The organism is Neisseria subflava (genome assembly GCF_003044645.1).
GTDB lineage: Bacteria > Pseudomonadota > Gammaproteobacteria > Burkholderiales > Neisseriaceae > Neisseria > Neisseria subflava_B.
In genome coordinates, this window is sequence record NZ_POXL01000003.1 from 321808 (window position 1) to 341468 (window position 19661).

The window sequence follows — 19661 nt, forward strand, 5'->3', positions numbered from 1 at the left end:
AAATGACATTTAGGCAGGGATTGAATTGAAATTAGGTTGCTTGAATCAGCTTAGAAGGCAACATAATTTGCCGGATTGACCGGTTTGCCGTTTTGACGGATCTCAAAGTGCAACTGGGTACGAGATGCATCTGTATTACCCATGTGCGCAATGGTTTGACCGCGTTTCACGGTTTGGTTTTCATTAACCAGCAGGCGTTGGTTGTGGCCGTATGCGCTCAAGAATGAGGAGTTGTGTTGGATGATGACCAAGTTGCCGTAACCACGCAAGCCTGAGCCTGCGTAAACGACTTTACCGTCTGCCGCTGCAACAACAGGCTGACCTTGCGTACCGGCGATATCCACACCTTTGTTGCTACCGCCGAAGTTGGCGATAACGTTACCGGTAGTCGGACGCTGCCATGTGATGCCACTGACGTTGCGGCTGCTGCCGGTAGATACGGTTGGTGTATTGGCAGGAGTGCTTGGAATCGGAGCAGTAGTTGTTGGCGTAGAAGGTTTGCTTGCAGAAGCTGCAGGTGCAACGTAGCCTTCAGGTTTCACGCGCAGGGTTTGACCAATGCTGATGGTGTTGTCGGCCAGGTTATTCCATGCACGCAGATTGTCTTGGGTAATGTTGTAGCGTTTGGAGATGTTGTAAACGGTATCACCACGAACAACAGTATGTGTCGCTGCATTGATATCAACAGGCGCGTAAGAAGGCGTGTAAGTGCCGGTGCTGCCGCTGTTGTATGTTGGAGCAGGTGTACTTGCCGGCGGAGTGTATGGAGCATCTGCCGCTGGGCTGGTGTTGGTATTGTAAGGCGCTGCACCGTAAGGATTGTCAGCGGTAGAGCTTGTTGTTGAACCACCGCTTTGTGTGCCGACGACTACAGGAGCCGGTTGTTGGCTGGCACAGGCTGCAAGTAATAAAACCAAAGCTGCCGATCCGGCATAAGATACACTTTTTTTCAACATGTTAATGACTTTCGTATTCGGGTAATTGTTCTCGTCGGAGCATATCATAATAAAAATATGCTTGTTTCTCAAGTGTTCGGCTGTTAGGGACTGTTAAGGCGCAGGGATTTCTGACCAAAAGGAAGCGGTTTGCTCCATTTGTCCGTAGGCAGTCAAATCGACTTGCAGCGGGGTAATCGTGATGAAGCCGGACGCGCATTCGCCAAAGTCGGTACCTTCTTCGCTGTCGGAAACATCGCCGACCGGCCCAATCCAATAAATTTGTTCGCCACGTGGATTATACATGGGAACAATGCTTTGTTCATGATGGCGACGACCAAGCCGTGTAATTTTTATGCCTTGGATATCTTCAGGTGCGACGGCAGGGATATTGATGTTCCATAAGATGGGTTTGGAAATAGGGCGTTTAAGAAAGTAGGAAAGCAGCATCCAAGCGGCTTTTTCCGCAGTTTCCCAATAACGGCCGCTGGAATCGGCAAGCGAAAAGGCAATAGCGGGAATGCCCATTAAATAGGCTTCCGTTGCGGCGGCAACCGTACCGGAATAAAGCGTATCATCACCCATGTTTGCCCCGTTGTTAATGCCGGATAAGACTAAGTCGGGTTTGAAATCGGCAAGGGCGTGTTGGCCGACATGAATGCAGTCGGTGGGCGTGCCGTTCACATAGTAAAACCCGTTTTCCGCCTGTTTCAGTTGTAAAGGACGGTCTAAAGTCAGGGAATTGCTGACGCCGCTGCGATCGCGTTCGGGCGCAACTACCCTGACATTGGCAAATTCTGCACATACTCTTGCCAAAACTGCCAAACCGGGCGCAAGATAACCATCGTCGTTTGAGATTAATATGTTCATGTGACAATATTGTGTCTATCGGTAAGATGGGCGGTATTGTACTGGTTTGCTTGAGCGATTGTCCACGAATCGGCAACGTTTGGGCGGAAAGGATAATAATGAAACATTATGAGTTAGACCCCAAAGCTTTATTGGGAGGCGTGATTGCTTCAGACGGCAATCAGGAGATTGTTCAGCTTTCACTGCAGAAAAATAATGAAATTCCGGCATATGAGGCGGATGCGATTATTTTGCTTTTGGTTTTAAACGGCAAAGCCGAAATCAAAACGGTGGGCGAAGTGTTGCAGACTGAAGGCTTGCAAGTTATCCGTCTTGAGCCGATGGAAGCGCACAGCATTCGCGCCTTGGCCGATAACACCAATATTTTGGTTATCAAACAATTAATTCACGAAACAGGTCTCAGCAAACGTTTGAGATTTGGAAGTTGCTGTCTGTAATGGCAATAAAGGCCGTCTGTAAAGTTTCAGACGGCCTTTTTAAAATCAGCTAGATTTATTTCAAACCTTTTTTCACCAAGTCTTCATAACCGCCATGGTTGGTTACGTTGGTGTAGCCGGCTTTTTTCAGCTCAGTCAGCGCGGCTTCTGCACGGCGGCCGCTGCGGCAGTAGAGGTTTACCGGCGCATTTTTATCCGGACTGACGGATTTGATGCGGTCAACGATTTGGTCATGCGGAATATTGAGCGCACCTTGCAAATGGCCTTCTTTAAACTCTTCGGCAGAGCGGACATCAATCCAAACGCCTTTTGCTTTTGCAGGTTGAGCCGCGCTTTTTTCAACTTTAGGCATAGAGGCTGCGGAAGCGGCCAAAGGAGTGGCCACAGCGGCGGCAAAAAGTACGGCGGTCAGCAGTTTCTTCATGGTTCAATCTCCTATTAGACAGAAAACAATATGATAACTTTATCAGTTTAGCATTTCATCAGGCCGTCTGAAAGGGGAGTTGGCTTTCAGACGGCCTGATTTTACAAACCGATTAGCGTTGGGTTTCTACTGCTTCCAAAGCGCGCAAAGCGTAGGTATAAGCGGCACCTGCGTTCAGGGCGATAGCGGTGGCCAATGCGCCGGCGATTTCGCTTTCGGTTGCACCTGCTTTGGCTGCTGCGGCTGCATGCACGCTGATACAGCTTTCGCAACGTGTGGTAATGGCAACGGCGATGGCGATCAGTTCGCGAGTTTTGGCATCCAGTGCTTCGGCAGCGGCTGCTTGATCCAGTGCGCCGTAGGCTTGCAGCATTTTAGGATGGTTTTTACCCAGTTCGCCGAATGCTTTTTTTACCAAGGCGGTATGTTCAGGCCAGTCTTTAAACATGATATGTCCTTTCTTAATGTGAGTGGATAAGATAAAAAATCCTATCCGTTTGTGTTTGGTGTGTGTATTATTGCAATAATTGGAAGAATAAAATCGTCAAAACATCTCATTTATTGGTAAAAAACACTATGGATATTTTGGATAGGCTGGTTGAATTGGCGCAGGTAAGAGGTAGCGTGGATGTTCAATGTCTTTTTCGGGGGGAGTGGTATGTGCGGCATGAACCAAAGCGTGCGCATGGTTTGGTGCATATCGTAACTGCCGGTTCGGGTTATATCCGAATTGATGGGGAGCAAGAGGCAAGGCTGCTGAGTGCGGGGGATGTCATTTTTTTCCCGCGTAGTGTAGGGCATACTTTGAGCAGCGATAGCAGTTGTGAAAATCTCGGCGTCAACGTGCTGACGAGTGAAAAAGGCGCATTTAAAGTCAAGCAGAGTCATGCAGGAGGCGATGCGGCTTTGCATCTTTTCTGCGCGCGGTTTGAATATGAAGCGCAGGCAGATATTATGGTGGGGCTGCCTGATACGGTTTTGCTGAATATCAACCATCCTTCTTTACAGTATTTGGTGGCATTGTTGCAGTATGAGAGCGGTCAGGCTTTGTCCGGTTCGGTAGCGGTTGTGAATGCATTGGCTTCGGTGTTGCTGGTATTTCTACTTCGAGCCAGCTTGGAAAAAAATGGGGAAGCGCAATTAAGCGGTTTGTTGAATGGTTGGCAGGACAAACGCCTGCGGAATTTGCTTCAGGCAGTAGTGGATAAGCCGGAAGAGGAATGGAATATCGAGAAAATGACCGTGATTGCCAACTTGTCTCGCGCCCAGTTAATGCGTGTATTTAAGCAGCAGACGGGAACAAGCCCGCATGCCTTTGTAAACAGTATCCGCTTACAGCAGGGGGCATTATTGTTGAAACAGACGGCGGATTCGGTTTTATCGGTTGCGCTCTCGGTCGGTTTTCAATCGGAAACGCATTTTGGCAAGGCATTTAAAAAGCAATATGGGATATCGCCGGGGCAATATCGTAAGAATGATCGCGCTGATGAAGCAGCAGTACAAGCGGAAGAAATGCCGATTTATTTTATTTGAACAGATGATAAAAGGCCGTCTGAAAGTGTAAAAATGAAATCTAGGATTTCCAAAACACTTTTCAGACGGCCTTAATTTTAAAACGTATCAATCAAACAGAATTAGTCCAGTTTTTTGAAATGACGGCGACGTTCCAATTCGCTCAGATAGCGTTTACGCAGGCGGATGGATTGTGGCGTGATTTCAACCAGTTCGTCATCGTCGATGAACTCAACTGCACCTTCCAAAGTCAATTTGATCGGCGTAGTCAGGCGTACGGCTTCATCTGTACCGCTGGCACGGACGTTGGTCAGTTTTTTACCTTTCAGAGGGTTTACCACCAAGTCGTTGTCGCGGCTGTGAATGCCGATAATCATGCCTTCGTAGACTTTGTCGTTTGGAGAAACGAACATACGGCCGCGGTCTTCCAAGTTCCAAAGGGCGTAAGCAACGGCTTCACCTTGCTCTTGAGAAACCAATACGCCGTTGTGACGGCCGGGCATATCAGGTTTAACCGGAGCATAGTCGTCAAAAACGTGGCTCATCAAGCCGGTACCGCGGGTCAAGGTCATAAACTCACCTTGGAAACCGATCAGGCCGCGTGCAGGAATATGGTATTCCAAACGTGTGCGACCGTTACCGTCGCTTTCCATATTGGTCAATTCGCCACGGCGGCGGCCGAGTTCTTCCATGACCGCGCCTTGGTTTTCATCTGGTACGTCTACGGTCAGGTTTTCGTAAGGCTCGCATTTTTGACCATTGATTTCACGGAATACCACGCGCGGTTTACCGACTGCCAATTCAAAGCCTTCGCGGCGCATATTTTCCAACAAAATGGTCAGGTGCAATTCGCCACGGCCGGAAACGCGGAATACATCAGCGTCGGCAGTATCTTCAACACGCAGGGCAACGTTGGTCAGTAATTCTTTTTGCAGGCGGTCGCGGATTTGGCGGGAAGTCACGAATTTGCCTTCAGTACCGGCCAAAGGAGAAGTATTGACCATAAAGTCCATGGTCAGGGTCGGCTCGTCCACGCTCAACATAGGCAAGCCTTTGGGATTGTCTTTGTCGGTAATGGTTACGCCGATACCGATGTCTTCGATACCGGAAATAATCACGATGTCGCCGGCTTCAGCTTCTTCCAAAGGTACGCGTTCCAAGCCTTGGAAGCCCAACAGCTGGTTGATGCGGCCTTGGGCAACTTGTTCTTCATGGTTCATGACGGCAACCATTTGGCCGGGTTTAATGCGGCCGTTCAGGATGCGGCCGATACCGAGGCGGCCGGTGTAGTTGTCGTAGTCCAGTTGGGAAATTTGCAGTTGCAGCGTTTCGTCCGCGCTGCCGCTTGGTGCAGGTGTGTGTTTCAAAATGGTCTCGAACAGAGGGCGCATGTCGCTGCTCTCGTCGTTTTCATCCAGTTTGGCAAAGCCGGACAGGCCGGAAGCATAGACGATAGGGAAGTCCAATTGTTCGTCTGTTGCGCCCAGGTTGTCGAACAATTCGAATGTTTGGTCGATAACCCAGCTTGGACGGGCAGACGGTTTGTCGATTTTGTTGATAACAACGATAGGTTTCAGACCCAAAGCCAAGGCTTTTTTGGTCACGAAACGGGTTTGCGGCATAGGGCCTTCTTGCGCGTCAACCAACAGTACGACGCAGTCAACCATGCCCAAGACACGTTCCACTTCGCCACCAAAATCGGCGTGTCCTGGGGTATCTACGATGTTGATATGGTAGCCTTCGTATTCGATGGCGGTATTTTTAGCGAGAATGGTAATGCCGCGCTCTTTTTCAAGATCGTTGCTGTCCATGACGCGTTCTTCGACTTGCTGGTTGGAACGGAATGTACCAGATTGACGCAGCAATTGGTCAACTAATGTGGTTTTGCCATGGTCGACGTGGGCGATGATGGCAATATTGCGGATTTGTTTCATGATGATTTATGTGTTTCAGCTAGGTGCTTAAAAAAAAGATAACTGGTAATTATAGCACGATTCCTAAGTGTTGACCGAGTAGAAGATTCAAAAAAATGAGACAAAAGCAGTTGAGAATAATTCATAATTAAATTTGATTGATTTTGTTGGATTATTTGCTTTTATTTATGGTTAACGAATGTAAATGTTTTTGAATAATGCAATGGATTCTTAATACTAATGTCAAAAAAATATTATTAAAAACAGGGGATTAATTTTTCAGACGGCCTTTTTGGCTGGTTAACTTTTTTGATAATTGTTTGTATTTTAAATAGAAAATTTGTCAAAAGTGCTACTTGTGCATACAATTACCTCATTCCATAACAACACACGAATCTTCATTTCGTGATTATCAACTTTTAAAAGAAAGAGAAAGAATTATGCAAGGCAACCAAGCAGTTATTGATTACATGAACGAATTATTGTCTGGTGAGTTGGCTGCTCGCGACCAATATTTTATCCACTCTCGCCTGTACTCTGAATGGGGTTACACCAAACTGTTCGAACGTTTGAACCACGAGATGGAAGAAGAGACCACTCACGCCGAAGACTTCATCCGTCGTATCCTGATGTTGGGCGGTACGCCTAAAATGACCCGTGCCGAACTGAACATTGGTACTGACGTAATCTCTTGCCTGAAAGCAGACTTGAACACTGAATACGAAGTACGCGATGCGCTGAAAAAAGGTATCAAGTTGTGCGAAGAAGCTCAAGACTACGTTACCCGCGATTTGATGATTGCCCAACTGAAAGACACTGAAGAAGATCACGCTCACTGGTTGGAACAACAACTGCGTCTGATCGAATTGGTCGGCGAAGGCAACTACTACCAAAGCCAACTGTAATCTAGCGTATAACATACAAGGAGCTGAATATGAAAGGCGATCGCTTAGTTATCCGCGAATTGAACAAAAACTTAGGCTTGTTGCTGATTACCATCAACCAATACTTCCTGCATGCCCGCATTTTGAAAAACTGGGGCTTTGAAGAATTGGGTAGTCATTTCTACAAACAGTCCATCCGCGAAATGAAATCCGCAGACGATTTGATCGAACGTATTTTGTTCTTGGAAGGCCTGCCTAATCTGCAAGAATTGGGTAAACTGTTGATCGGTGAATCTACCGAAGAAATCATTGCCTGCGATCTGAAAAAAGAGTATGAAAAACATGATGCTCTGGTTTCAGCCATCGCTCTTGCAGAAGAGCAACAAGACTACGTCAGCCGTGATTTGTTGGAAAAACAAAAAGACATCAACGAAGAACACATCGACTGGCTTGAAACCCAGCAGGAATTGATTGGCAAAGTTGGTTTGCCAAACTACCTGCAAACTGGGGCGCAAGAGGACTAAAACACAAACCACTGCCAAATATAGCAGTCCCTGCTCCCATCGACGGCATATCTTTACGGATATGCCGTTTTCTTTTATGAAAATGCTTAAAGGCCGTCCGAATGTTCAGACGGCCTTGATTTTATATCGCTTTCAAACGGTATAGATAAGTAGTTTCCTTGTTTCTGGCAAACGCCAAAGGATCGGATTCATCTATTGCTTTTTTGTGTTGCGGTTTGGTTTTCAAAATATCGACTATATTGAGCGAGGCCGTCTGAAAGCATTGGTTTAGAAAGTCTTTATCGCGCAAATGCAAGTGTTCTGCCAAGTCGGAAATAATCAACCAGGCTTCGCCGTTCGGATTTAAGTGCTGGCGTACGCCGTTGAGAAACGCGGTCAGCATGGCATTATTGGGGTCGTAAAGGGCAGTCTCAATAGCGGATGTCGGTTTTGCCGGCAGCCAAGGCGGATTGCAGACGATAAGGTCGGCGCAACTTTCGGTAAATAAATCAATCGATTGAATGCTGACGGCTTTATCCAAGCCTAGGCGTTCGAGGTTTGCTGTGGCGCAGGCAATTGCTTTTGGGTTGGTGTCTGTGGCAATGATGTCGGGTATGCCTCGTTTGGCGAGAATAGCGGCAATCACGCCTGAGCCGGTGCCGATGTCAAAGGCCGTCTGAATATTGGGAGCGAGTGGCGCTTGGGCGATTAAATCCAAATATTCGCCACGCAGTGGAGAGAATACGCCGAAAGGAACATGGATTTTTCCATCAAGCTGAGGAATGTCTATGCCTTTTTTGTGCCATTCGTGCGCACCGATAAAGCCCAGTAATTGATTCAGCGGTAAAAGAAACGGCTTATCGTTTGGTGTGTCGTAAACATCGCACAGAGCGGCGTAGATGTCGGGTGCACGCGCATTGTCCAGTTGAAAATTAGGTTGGATTTCGATGGCAAGCATATTGAGCAAACGGCTTTGTTGCGCCTGTTTCATACGGTGGGCATGAAAGGCTGTCTGAATATCGGCAGGTGCGCCTTTCTTTTTTTCAGACGGCCTGCGGATACGTTTTTTCATTGCAGATAAGACTTGCGTGGCATTGTGAAAATCGCCAGTCCAAACAGTTGCAGTTTGCGCGTGGGCATTTTTTAAGATTTCTGTTGCGCCTGCTCCTTGTATGTAAACCGCCTGCTTGGGTGGCTTTTGTGTACTTTCGTTGCGCCATTCGATGTCGGAGCGGTTGGTAGGGATGGTATGGGGCATAATGTGTTTCAAATCGGGGAAATAGGGGATTAGTTTACTATATTTAGGATGTGTTCGGTTTGAGAGGAGCTTTTAATAGTCCAAATTAGACAAAATGTATAAAAATTTCTCAAGTTTTAAAATTTATACCAATATTTTGATAAAAATAGATTGTCGTTTTGTCTAAAATGAGTATAATGCAAAACTAGAACTCAATAATCTTAATCAGATTTGGACAAGGAACATCATGCAATTAGACATTGACCGTTTGGTTGCCTATTTTGGCGGTGTAAACGCGCTGGCCGAAGCCCTGAAACAGCACGACCCGGAAAATGCTGCGACCACTGCGGCTATCTACAAATGGCGTACACGCGGTTCCCTGCCTTTGGCTCAGTTGCAAAAACTGACCGCTTTGGCGGAAGCGCAAGGCAGACCGCTTGATTTGAATGCTTTTTTACAAAAAAATGAATCTCTGGAGAGAACAGAAATGACACAAACCAACCGCGTTATCATTTTCGATACCACCATGCGCGACGGCGAGCAGTCGCCGGGTGCATCCATGACCAAAGAGGAAAAAATCCGTATTGCCCGCCAGTTGGAAAAGATGGGTGTCGATGTGATTGAAGCAGGTTTTGCCGCAGCCAGTCCGGGCGATTTCGAGTCGGTTAATGCGATTGCCAAAATCATCACCAAATCCACGGTCTGCTCGTTGGCGCGTGCCGTTGAAAACGATGTGCGTAAAGCAGGCGAAGCCGTTTCCCCCGCGCCGAAAAAACGTATTCACACTTTTATCGCCACCAGCCCCATCCACATGGAGCACAAACTGAAAATGAAGCCGCAGCAGGTCATCGATGCGGCGGTCAAAGCGGTGAAAATCGCCAAAGAATACACCGATGATGTGGAATTTTCCGCCGAAGACGCCGTGCGTTCGGATTTGGACTTCCTCGCCAAAATCTTTACGGCGGTTATCGAAGCGGGCGCAACCACCATCAATATTCCCGATACTGTCGGCTACTCCATCCCTTCCGTATGGTACGAGCGTATCAGCAACATCATCAAAAGCGTGCCCAACGGCGACAAAGTAGTCTGGTCGACCCACTGCCACAACGACTTGGGTATGGCGGTTGCCAACTCGCTGGCCGCTGTTCAGGCAGGCGTGCGCCAGGTGGAATGTACTATCAACGGTTTGGGCGAACGCGCGGGCAATGCCAGCCTTGAAGAAATCGTGATGGCGTTGAAAGTGCGCCATGATTTGTTCGGCTTGGAAACAGGCATCGATACCACGCAAATCGTGCCGGTATCCAAACTGGTATCCACCATTACCGGCTATCCGATTCAGCCAAACAAAGCAGTAGTCGGCGCAAATGCCTTTGCACATGAATCAGGCATCCATCAGGATGGCGTGTTGAAACACCCTGAAACCTATGAAATCATGACTGCCGAATCAGTCGGCTGGTCAACCAACCGCCTGACTTTGGGCAAACTCTCCGGCCGCAGCGCATTCCGCAGCAAGCTGGCAGATTTGGGTATTGAATTGGAAAGCGAAGAAGCGTTGAACGCGGCATTTGCACGCTTCAAAGAGCTGGCGGATAAGAAACGCGAAATCTTTGATGAAGACCTGCACGCTTTGGTGTCTGACGAAATGGGCAATATGAATACCGAAAGCTACAAATTCATTTCCCAAAAAATCAGCACTGAAACTGGCGAAGAACCGCGCGCCGATATTGTGTTCAGTATTCGCGGCGAAGAAAAACACGCTTCCGCTAGCGGCTCGGGCCCTGTTGATGCCATCTTCAAAGCCATTGAAAGTGTGGCACAAAGTGGCGCAACCTTGCAGATTTACTCTGTCAATGCGGTAACTCAAGGTACAGAAAGCCAAGGTGAAACTTCCGTCCGCCTGCAACGTGGCGACCGTGTGGTCAACGGCCAAGGTGCAGATACTGACGTATTGGTGGCAACTGCTAAAGCCTATTTGTCTGCGCTGAGTAAATTGGAATTCGGCCAAGCCAAGCCAAAAGCGCAAGGCAGAGGCATGATTTAATGCTTTGAACAAGTAAAGGCCGTCTGAAAACGTTGTAATACGTTTCAGACGGCTTTTTTATTAGTCCGAAGAACCAGCTCGGTTATTGAAGTTTCAGCAGCCTATCTTGTTCGACGGACAATACGCCGTTTACCTTTTTAAAATAGGCAATGGCATCTTCAATCTTGGTCTTGGAAGACGGACGAATAGCAATGCCGTTCAGGTTTTTGTATTCATAAATCAAACTTGCGCCGGAGGCTTTCACTGCTTTTAGCAATGGCTCAGAACCGGTTTGTACATCATAGAAGATAATCAGGTTGCCGGTAGTATCTTGGGCCTGTTGCTGAGATGGAGTAGCGTTTGATTGGGCAGGAATACTTGGGCTTTGGCAGGCACAAAGCAGGGTGGAGAGTAGGATGAATAGCAGCGTTTTCATGATGTTGATTTAATCAATAAACAAGGCCGTCTGAAAAGCGTAAAACGAAATCTAAGTTTCCTTTTACAATTTCAGACGGCCTTAGTCCGTTATGCTTCAGGCAATTCCATGGCTAGAACGGTTTGCTCTTGTTTGGCACGGAAAGCCGCCAATTTTTCAGCCAATTCAGGATTTTCGTTGGCTAAAAGTGAAATGGCAAACAGCGCCGCATTGGCCGCGCCTGCTTCGCCAATGGCAAATGTGGCAACTGGAACGCCTTTGGGCATTTGTACAATCGAAAGCAGGGAGTCTTCGCCGCGCAGATATTTGCTGGGAACGGGTACGCCCAATACGGGGACGGTGGTTTTGGCTGCGACCATGCCCGGCAAATGCGCTGCGCCGCCTGCGCCGGCAATGATGGCTTTGATGCCGCGTTCGCGTGCGGTTTCGGCGTATTCAAACATCAAATCAGGCGTACGGTGTGCAGAGACGACACGCGCTTCGTATTCAACGCCGAATTCTTTGAGAAATTGTGCTGCCTGCTGCATCACCGGCCAATCGCTGTTGCTGCCCATAATAATGCCGACTTGGATCATGAGGAGTTCCTTTTGCTTGAATGGATTAAGGGTAAAAAATATTCAGACGGCCTTGGGAATGACAAGGCCGTCTGAACGTTTATCTTTGTTTAAGGCTGATGGAAGCGCGCTTTGCCGCTTCGCTATTGGGGAAGCTTTGTATCAGTTTGCGCCATGTGCTGCGGGCGATGTCTTTTTGTTGCAGTTTGTATTGGCACTGGCCGATGCTGTACATCGCATCGGGAGCTTGCGGGCTGTTGCGGAATCGGTTGGCGTAGCGGTTGCCGATTTCGATAACGGATTCGCAGTTGCCCAGACGTTGTTGGCTTTGCAGGAGCAGATACATATTGCGGCGGGCAATTTCGCTGCCGTTGCCACCGTCAGCCTCTTTCAAAATGGCTACTGCGGCAGAGAAGTTGTTGCGCTGATAGTATTTTTGCGCCTGATTATAAAGGCGCAATTCGTTTTGCGAAGCTGAGTCTGTTTCAGACGGCACGCCGCCGCCATTTGCCAAATAGTTCATTTTCAGCTTGCGGTCGTCCAATCTTTGGGCTTTGGGGTTGGAAACCGAAGTAGTCGGACGTTTGATGTTTCGTTGTTGTTCCAATGTGTGCAAGCGTTGATTTAATTCTTCAACCGTGCGTTCCAGTCGGGCAATTTGTATGCCCAAGTGGTCAATCTGGGTTTGTGCGTCCAAACGCGGATAGGGAATATTTTTCTCAGGTAAAGGCTCACGCGGAATATCCGGCAGGACAAAGTTGGGATTGTCGACAGGTTGAGGAGGATGGGAAACGGCGCATGATGCGGCCAATAGAGTAAGCGGCAAAAGAAACAGAGAATGTGATAATGTTTTCATCGGATTGTGTCGTTTTATTTTTTTAGTAGCAATGTCAAACCGTCGCCGATTGGCAGGGTAATGGGAATAATGCGTGTATCGTGCGGCAGATTTTGGTTGAAATGGCGCAGGATATCCAAGCTGGGCGGATCGTTTTCGGCAGCTTCATTCATGACGCGACTGCCCAACAAGATATTGTCGATGGCAATCACGCCGCCGCTCCGTACCAGTTGCAAACAGCGTTCAAAATATTTCGGCGTAGGCGGTTTGTCGGCATCGATAAGCGCTAAGTCGTAGCTTTCCGATTCGCCTTGCGCAATCAAATCGTCCAAAGTCAGCAAAGCCGGTTGCAGATGAAGCGAGATTTTATGTGCTACGTCTGCTGCCTGCCATGTTTCGCGGGCAATATCGGTAAAGGTTACATTAATGTCGCAAGCCGTGATTTTGCCGTCTTCGGGGAGGGCAAGCGCCACGGAGGTGCTGCTGTAACCGGTAAAGACGCCAACTTCCAAATATTTTTTGGCATTCAATAATTTGGCCAACCACACCAACATGGCTGCCTGCTCTTGTGCGATGGCCATCTTTCCCAGACGATGTGATTGGGTACGCTCGCGCAATGCGGTCAAAACGGGATGTTCGGATTGACCGATGCTGTTGAGGTAATGTTGTAATGCCGGATCGGTATTGTGCGTGTTGGTCGTCATGCCGATACGGGATTAGTCTTGATAGTAGGTGTAGGGTTTTTTGTTGACTTTGGCCGCTTCAAATTCGGCCTGCTCTGTCGGATTGAGGGTAACATCCCACAGCAAATGGCGGTTTTCGAGGCGTTGCGCTTCCATTTCGGGGTTGTCTTCCATGAGTTTGTCGAGGAATTGGGTAGCTTCGGATTTGTAGTGGTACATGATGTTCTGCCTGAATCGTTGTCAAACTGTCATTATAGCCGATATTTTTTGCCAATACGCTAATTAATCGAACTTCCATAAGGTATAATGGCACGTCTTTTTTAGGCCGTCTGAAGCCTTTGCTCAATGTTTTGCCCCTTCCGCGGCAGAATATTGTGCAAAGGCTTAAGCCGGACAAGTTTCAGACGGCCTTTTTTATTGTGAAAAGAGCTGCTTATGTTAAAAAAATGGCTGCATAAAGTGTTGCCTAAAAAACACGTCAAGTCGTTGCCTGAAAAGGAGATTATTCCATTTGAGCAACATGGTATCCATGCGGATATGTTGAGCTTTGCCGCGGAGAAAATTGCCAAACGCCTGCATGAAGCTGGTTTTCAGGCTTATGTTGTGGGTGGGGCCGTTCGGGATTTGTTGCTCGGGGTCGAGCCCAAAGACTTTGATATCGCAACTGATGCCACGCCGGAGCAAATCCGTAAAATATTCCGCCGCAGCCGCATTATCGGCCGCCGCTTCCAAATCGTTCATGTGATGATCGGCCCTGAAACCATTGAAGTGACGACGTTCCGCGGCGGCGATAAGGTTCAGCAAAATGCGCAAGGCCGTATTATGAAGGACAATACTTACGGCAGCATTGAAGAAGATGCCATGCGTCGCGACTTTACTTGCAATGCGCTGTATTACGACCCGATTAAAGAGGAGATTTGGGACTTCCATCAGGGCGTGGCTGATGTTGCCGATAAAAAATTGGTGATGATAGGCGATCCTGCCGAACGCTATCAGGAAGATCCTGTCCGTATTCTTCGCGCTGTACGTTTATCGGGCAAGTTGGGCTTTGAAGTGGAAGAGCAAACGGCTTTGCCGATTGCCGAATATGCAGGCCGTCTGAAAAATGAGCCTGTTGCTCGTCTTTTTGATGAAATTCTGAAAATTCTGTTTTCCGGTTATTCCTGCTCCTGTTTAAAACGATTGAATGAGTTGGGTATTCCCGAAGGCATCCATCCGCTTTTAGATGCCTTGAAAACTGCTGAAGCGGCTGAAAACCGTATGATTATGTTGGCCTTGAAAAATACCGACGAGCGTATCCGTGCGGATAAGTCCGTTTCCGTCGGTTTCGTATTGGCGGCGGTATTGTGGCCGACACTAAATGCTATGTGGCAACGCAATCTAAGCCATGGACAAAAACCTGTCCCTGCATTGATGGATGCGATGAACACCATGCGAGATACGGTAGAGAAGGGTTGGGGCGTACCGCAACGATTTTCTGCAACCATGCGTGAAATTTGGCAATTTCAGCCGCAATTCGACAATATGCGTGGCGCACGCCCGTATCGCCTGCTATCACAAGCACGTTTCCGAGCCGCATATGATTTCCTGATTTTGCGTAGCGAGGTTGGCGAGGTTGATAAAGAGATGGCTTCTTGGTGGACAACTTTCCAACATGCCGATGAGGAAACACGCCAGCAAATGATTGCGGCCAATGATCACAAACGTCAGAAACAAAGTGGATCAACTGATGGTAAACCCAAACGTCGCCGCCGTCGTCCGAAAAAGAAAACCACTGAGGCTGAATAAGTTATCAAAATAAATTTAAGGCCGTCTGAAACGATTAAATCTTCTGAGATTTGGTTTTCAGACGGCCTTCGTATTTCAAAAAAACCGCAGGTCTTTCAACCTGCGGTTTGCTTTTATGATTTGTTTTCTTCGCTGTCGAGGAAGCTGCGGAGGCGGTCGCTGCGGGTCGGGTGGCGCAGCTTGCGCAGGGCTTTGGCTTCGATTTGACGGATACGTTCACGGGTTACGTCAAATTGTTTGCCGACTTCTTCCAAAGTGTGGTCGGTATTCATATCGATACCGAAACGCATACGCAAAACTTTGGCTTCGCGCGGCGTCAGGCTTTCGAGGATTTCTTTGGTTACTTCGTGCAGGCTGGTGTACATCGCAGCTTCTGCCGGCGCAACGTTGTTGGCATCCTCGATGAAATCGCCTAAGTGCGAATCGTCGTCGTCGCCAATCGGTGTTTCCATGGAAATCGGCTCTTTGGCGATTTTCATGATTTTGCGGATTTTGTCCTCCGGCATTTCCATCAACTCGGCCAGTTTGGCGGAATCAGGCTCTTCACCTGTTTCTTGCAGGTATTGGCGCGAGATACGGTTCATTTTGTTGATGGTTTCAATCATGTGAACCGGAATACGGATGGTACGTGCTTGGTCGGCGATGGAACGGGTAATCGCTTGACGGATCCACCATGTGGCGTAAGTCGAGAACTTGTAGCCGCGGCGGTATTCGAATTTGTCCACCGCTTTCATCAGACCGATATTGCCTTCTTGAATCAAATCAAGGAACTGCAAGCCACGGTTGGTGTATTTTTTGGCAATGGAAATAACCAAACGCAAGTTGGCCTGAATCATTTCCTGTTTGGCGGCTGAGGTTTCTTTTTCACTCAACACCATGTTTTTGTTGATTTCTTTCAACTCTTCGATGGAAATGCGGGTTTCAGCTTCCATATTTGCCAGCTCGGTTTGTTTTTCGAGGATGGCGTGGCGGAAACGATCCAACGCGTTTGCCCATACACGGCCTTTGGCTACTTCTTCTTCTACCCATTTCAAATCGGTAATGGCAGGCAGGAAGTTTTTGATGAAGTAGTCGCGCTCCATACGGACGCGGTCGATACAGATGTCACGGATTTCGCGTTCGAGTTTGCGGATGTTTTCAACGCGGCTGCGCAGGCTGCTGCTCAGGTTTTCGATTTGACGTGTGGCGAAACGGACTTCCAACAGTTTGTTGGCAATGGCATCGCGATGTTTCAGGTAGTTGGCGTGTTGGCTGCCGTGTTTTTCCAACTGCTTGATCATTTTGCCGTATTCACTCTCGATAAAGGCGAAGTGTTCCAAAACTTTTTGTTTCAGTTCGGCCAAATGGGCGGCGGATATGGCTTCAGAGTCGCTACCTGAATCGTCTTCATCTTCATCGTCGCTATCTTCATCATCGCTAACGGTTTCGCCTTCTTCGTCATCTGGTTTGGCATTTTCTAAGTGACCTAAGCCCAATTCGTTCAACAAGACTTCATTAGGGTCGATAATGGCTTCAACGACTTCATCCACACGGATTTCGTCGTTGCGGACTTGTTCGATCAAAGCCAGAATTTCGGCAATCGAGCCTGGGCAGGCTGAGATTGCCTGCACCATGTTTTTCAGTGCATTTTCGATTTTTTTGGCGATGATGATTTCATCTTCGCGCGTCAACAGATCGACTTGACCCATTTCACGCATATACATGCGCACAGGGTCGGTAGTGCGGCCGAATTCTGAATCTGCGCTGGAGAGTGCTGCTTCGGCTTCTTCAACGGCATCGTCGTCGGTCATGGCGGCGGCGTTGTCGCTCAAGAGGATGTCTTCAGCATCGGGGGCTTGCTCGGTTACTTGGATGCCCAAGCCGGAAATCATGCTGACGATGTTGTCGATTTGCTCGGCGTCGGACATATCGTCGGGCAGCGCGTCGTTAATTTCGGAATAAGTGATGTAGCCGCGTTCTTTACCCATGATAATGAGTTGGCGCAGACGGGCGCGCTGCTCTTCGATACTCAAGGGACGGTTGTCATCTTGGTCTTGGTATTCTTCGTAGTTTTGGTTTTTAGACATGGATTGCTCTCTAGGTTGATAGGATGCCGACGGTTTACGGTGATGTGGCCGTACCTGAAGGCGGAGCAGAGCTTTTTGTTGTGAAATCAGATTTCACTTTAATACTCTGAGGCCGTCTGAAAATATTACGGATGGAGTGTTCTGCGTGTCATGTTTCGCAGCGTGTGTTTAGATTGTTCAGACGGCCTGAGGGGTTAGTTTTGCTTTGCCGTCAAAAGTGACAGCAATAGTCTTTTTTCATTTTCGGTCAAACCAGTTTGAATACTTTTTTGCTTTAAAGTTTCGATTTGACTGTATTTTAATTCATTTAACAACTTTTTCATGCCGATTTGGAAACTTTCGCAATCTTCTTCGTTATCCCCTTCCATTTCTTCAGAGTGAAGGGTTGATAAAAAGATTTGATTGACGGTTTCCTCATAGGGCGAACCGCGCATATATTCAAGCACTTGTGCGGTTGCAGGAATCGTATCGTGATGCTTGATGGTTTCGGCCAGATTGGCAAGGCAGGCGAAGTCGCCACTTAAAGCCAAATAATCGGGCAGGTCTATATATGAAGCCCAAGCCGGATTTATCAAGAGGCTGCGTATCTGTCTTTGAACCAGTGTTAGCATGGTTGGCTGTTTGACAGAAATAGGCGGCAGTTTGTAACTTTTTTGTTTGACGTGCCGCTTTGGCGCTTCTTGTCCGAGTAATTGGGCGAGGTTGTCAGGGTCAATGCCCACCAGCTCGCTGAGTTTTTGTTTCAGAAGATAGCCCAATGCCGGTGCGGTAATCTGAGCCAAAAGCGGAGAACTGGTTTTGACTAATTCTGCTTTGCCTTCTTGCGTATTGAGGTTGAGGCCGTCTGAAAGATGTTCCCAAAAATATTCGGATAGAGGCTTGCTTTGGTTTAACAAGGCATCTTCAAATTGAGTCTTGCCGTAGGCGCGGATGTAGCTGTCTGGGTCGTGTTCTTCGGGTAGGAAGAGAAAATGCAGCGATTTATCGTCTTTTAATTGCGGCAACGCATTTTCCAGCGCGCGCCAAGCCGCTTTACGTCCTGCGCCGTCGCCGTCAAAACAAAAATAAATACTGTCGGCCTGGCGCATCAGGATTTTGACATGTTCCGCCGTGGTTGCCGTACCTAAAGCCGCTACGCCGTAGCCGACGCCGAACTGCGCCAATGCGACCACGTCCATGTAGCCTTCGACCACCAAAATCCGTCCGGCCTCTTTTACGGCAGCACGCCCTTCATATAGCCCGTAAAGGTTTTTCCCTTTGTCAAACAAAGGGGTATCGGGAGAGTTGAGGTATTTGGGTTTTGAGTCATCCAATACGCGGCCGCCAAAGCCGATGACCTGCCCACGTGGATTACGGATAGGGAACATAATCCGATGGCGAAAGCGGTCGTAATGTTTGCCTTCGTTGTCGATGACCATGCCCGTATCCACCAACGCAGTATTCGGATAGGGTTGGAATACTTGCGCCAAAGATTGCCAACCGTCAGGCGCATAGCCCAAACCATAATGCGCGATGACTTCCGCACTCAAGCCGCGTTTGTCCAAATAAGCCTTCGCTGCCGGATTGAATTTCAACTGTTGCGCGTAAAAATCCGCTGCCGCTGCCGTCGTTTCTTCTAAAGTCTGCTGTTTTTTCTTACGTTCGGCACGGATTTCGGGATTGTCTTCCTGCTCGCGAACTTTAGGCACCGTCATACCGACGCGATCAGCCAAAAACTGCACCGCCTCCGGAAACGACAGCCCCTGATGTTCCATCACAAAACCAATCGCCGAACCATGCGCCCCGCAACTGAAACAATGGTAAAACTGCTTGGTCGGGCTGACCGAAAACGACGGCGTCTTTTCCTTGTGAAACGGACAGCAGGCCATATAGTTCGCCCCGCCTTTCTTCAGCGGAACCTGCTCGTCGATAATATCGACAATATCGACTTTGGACAAAAGCTCGTCAATGAAATCAGATGGAATCATGGCTCGGCAGAAGAGGATGGACGGAAAACATTTCAGACGGCCTTATAAACAGACAAAGGCCGTCTGAAAATGGAATTTTGGATGAGGGTTGAACTGAGTTTTATATTATAGCAAATTGTTGTAATACATGTGTCTTATCCTTTTTAGTGTATTTGGAAAGAGTATTTCATGTTCAAAATAATCACAAATATTACAAATTTTTGTTATACCAAGGAGCCTAGGTTAAGGGAGATGTTGTTCCAAAATTGTAGATTTCACTGGATATTTTGACTAAATTTCTTTATACCTATGGGCAAAGAAATAATTACTTGTAGGAGTAGAAATCCTCTTTCCTTTTTGGAAAGAGGATTTTTCAAGTTTACCTAATTGCTTATTTCTTCTCTTTAGGCATTTGAGATACCAATGACAAGTTGACATCCAAGCCTTCGATTTGGAAGTGCGGGCGGGCAAACAGGCGGACTTTGAAGAAACCCGGGTTGTCCTCGATATCTTCCACCAATACTTTTGCCTCCCTTAACGGATGTGTTGCCTGCAGCTCGTCGCTCGGGTCGGTCATTTCCGTTACCAGGGTATTGATCCAATTATTCAGTTCCAACT

At 48.0% G+C, this 19661-nt stretch carries 19 protein-coding genes and 1 pseudogene; 6 read left to right on the forward strand and 14 right to left on the reverse strand.

The annotated features are described in order from the left end of the window. Window positions 1-50: 50 nt before the first annotated feature. Window positions 51-956 (reverse strand): peptidoglycan DD-metalloendopeptidase family protein, encoded by a 906-nt coding sequence (locus DBY97_RS05200; RefSeq protein WP_107857683.1) that lies wholly within the window; start codon window positions 954-956, stop codon window positions 51-53. A gap of 93 nt (window positions 957-1049) precedes the next feature. Next, window positions 1050-1805 carry a 5'/3'-nucleotidase SurE gene (gene surE, locus DBY97_RS05205; protein ID WP_070827020.1) on the reverse strand — a complete coding sequence of 252 codons (756 nt, stop codon included), beginning with the start codon at window positions 1803-1805 and terminating at the stop codon, window positions 1050-1052. A gap of 98 nt (window positions 1806-1903) precedes the next feature. Here surE and DBY97_RS05210 point away from each other — a divergent pair, with 98 nt between their 5' ends. Further along, a complete protein-coding gene (locus DBY97_RS05210; protein ID WP_107857684.1) occupies window positions 1904-2242 on the forward strand; it encodes a hypothetical protein in 339 nt (112 codons plus the stop codon). A 55-nt stretch (window positions 2243-2297) separates the two neighbouring features. Here DBY97_RS05210 and DBY97_RS05215 read toward each other — a convergent pair whose 3' ends face one another. Both DBY97_RS05215 and DBY97_RS05220 read right to left on the reverse strand, forming a co-directional pair. Further along, complete coding sequence (locus DBY97_RS05215; RefSeq protein ID WP_070838085.1) at window positions 2298-2666, reverse strand: rhodanese-like domain-containing protein; 369 nt, start codon at window positions 2664-2666, stop codon at window positions 2298-2300. Window positions 2667-2778: 112 nt separating this feature from the next. After that, window positions 2779-3114: a carboxymuconolactone decarboxylase family protein gene (locus DBY97_RS05220; RefSeq protein WP_003686488.1), complete on the reverse strand. Its 336-nt coding sequence runs from the start codon at window positions 3112-3114 to the stop codon at window positions 2779-2781. A gap of 128 nt (window positions 3115-3242) precedes the next feature. On the opposite strand from DBY97_RS05220, the gene DBY97_RS05225 reads away from it, so the two are divergent. Further along, entirely contained in the window at window positions 3243-4199 is a 957-nt protein-coding gene (locus DBY97_RS05225; protein ID WP_107857685.1) for a cupin domain-containing protein, read from the forward strand. Between the two features lie 101 nt (window positions 4200-4300). Here the strand turns inward: DBY97_RS05225 and typA are convergent, their stop codons facing one another. Continuing rightward, a complete protein-coding gene (gene typA / locus DBY97_RS05230) occupies window positions 4301-6112 on the reverse strand; it encodes a translational GTPase TypA (RefSeq protein ID WP_107857686.1) in 1812 nt (603 codons plus the stop codon). Between the two features lie 419 nt (window positions 6113-6531). Here typA and bfr (DBY97_RS05235) point away from each other — a divergent pair, with 419 nt between their 5' ends. Both bfr (DBY97_RS05235) and bfr (DBY97_RS05240) read left to right on the forward strand, forming a co-directional pair. After that, window positions 6532-6996 (forward strand): bacterioferritin, encoded by a 465-nt coding sequence (bfr, locus tag DBY97_RS05235; protein ID WP_004520304.1) that lies wholly within the window; start codon window positions 6532-6534, stop codon window positions 6994-6996. Between the two features lie 29 nt (window positions 6997-7025). Beyond that, window positions 7026-7499, forward strand: a complete 474-nt coding sequence (gene bfr, locus DBY97_RS05240; protein WP_107857687.1) for a bacterioferritin — start codon at window positions 7026-7028, stop codon at window positions 7497-7499. Between the two features lie 121 nt (window positions 7500-7620). On the opposite strand, the gene DBY97_RS05245 is transcribed toward bfr (DBY97_RS05240), so the two are convergent. Then, window positions 7621-8736, reverse strand: a complete 1116-nt coding sequence (locus DBY97_RS05245) for a methyltransferase (protein WP_107857688.1) — start codon at window positions 8734-8736, stop codon at window positions 7621-7623. Window positions 8737-8962: 226 nt separating this feature from the next. Here DBY97_RS05245 and DBY97_RS05250 point away from each other — a divergent pair, with 226 nt between their 5' ends. After that, complete coding sequence (locus tag DBY97_RS05250; RefSeq protein WP_003746532.1) at window positions 8963-10756, forward strand: 2-isopropylmalate synthase; 1794 nt, start codon at window positions 8963-8965, stop codon at window positions 10754-10756. Window positions 10757-10838: 82 nt separating this feature from the next. Here the strand turns inward: DBY97_RS05250 and DBY97_RS05255 are convergent, their stop codons facing one another. From DBY97_RS05255 to DBY97_RS05275, 5 genes are all read right to left on the reverse strand, one after another. Beyond that, the gene (locus DBY97_RS05255) at window positions 10839-11171 is read right to left on the reverse strand and encodes a hypothetical protein (RefSeq protein ID WP_107857689.1); all 333 of its coding nucleotides are present in this window, start codon (window positions 11169-11171) and stop codon (window positions 10839-10841) included. Window positions 11172-11260: 89 nt separating this feature from the next. Next, window positions 11261-11746: a 5-(carboxyamino)imidazole ribonucleotide mutase gene (gene purE / locus DBY97_RS05260; protein WP_003686478.1), complete on the reverse strand. Its 486-nt coding sequence runs from the start codon at window positions 11744-11746 to the stop codon at window positions 11261-11263. A 79-nt stretch (window positions 11747-11825) separates the two neighbouring features. Continuing rightward, on the reverse strand, window positions 11826-12581 hold the full coding sequence (locus DBY97_RS05265; RefSeq protein WP_107857690.1) for a tetratricopeptide repeat protein: 756 nt from the start codon (window positions 12579-12581) through the stop codon (window positions 11826-11828). Between the two features lie 14 nt (window positions 12582-12595). After that, complete coding sequence (locus tag DBY97_RS05270) at window positions 12596-13264, reverse strand: class I SAM-dependent methyltransferase (RefSeq protein WP_107857691.1); 669 nt, start codon at window positions 13262-13264, stop codon at window positions 12596-12598. Window positions 13265-13276: 12 nt separating this feature from the next. Then, window positions 13277-13462, reverse strand: a complete 186-nt coding sequence (locus DBY97_RS05275; protein ID WP_003680728.1) for a DUF3460 family protein — start codon at window positions 13460-13462, stop codon at window positions 13277-13279. Window positions 13463-13678: 216 nt separating this feature from the next. On the opposite strand from DBY97_RS05275, the gene DBY97_RS05280 reads away from it, so the two are divergent. After that, window positions 13679-15031 carry a polynucleotide adenylyltransferase PcnB gene (locus DBY97_RS05280; protein WP_107857692.1) on the forward strand — a complete coding sequence of 451 codons (1353 nt, stop codon included), beginning with the start codon at window positions 13679-13681 and terminating at the stop codon, window positions 15029-15031. A gap of 113 nt (window positions 15032-15144) precedes the next feature. On the opposite strand, the gene rpoD is transcribed toward DBY97_RS05280, so the two are convergent. The 3 genes and pseudogenes from rpoD to DBY97_RS05295 form a co-directional block, all read right to left on the reverse strand. Continuing rightward, entirely contained in the window at window positions 15145-17097 is a 1953-nt protein-coding gene (gene rpoD, locus DBY97_RS05285) for an RNA polymerase sigma factor RpoD (RefSeq protein ID WP_107857693.1), read from the reverse strand. Window positions 17098-17291: 194 nt separating this feature from the next. Then, window positions 17292-19064 (reverse strand): DNA primase, encoded by a 1773-nt coding sequence (gene dnaG, locus DBY97_RS05290; RefSeq protein ID WP_107857694.1) that lies wholly within the window; start codon window positions 19062-19064, stop codon window positions 17292-17294. Between the two features lie 370 nt (window positions 19065-19434). Next, a pseudogene (locus tag DBY97_RS05295) lies at window positions 19435-19661 on the reverse strand (type VI secretion system contractile sheath large subunit); the annotation flags it as partial.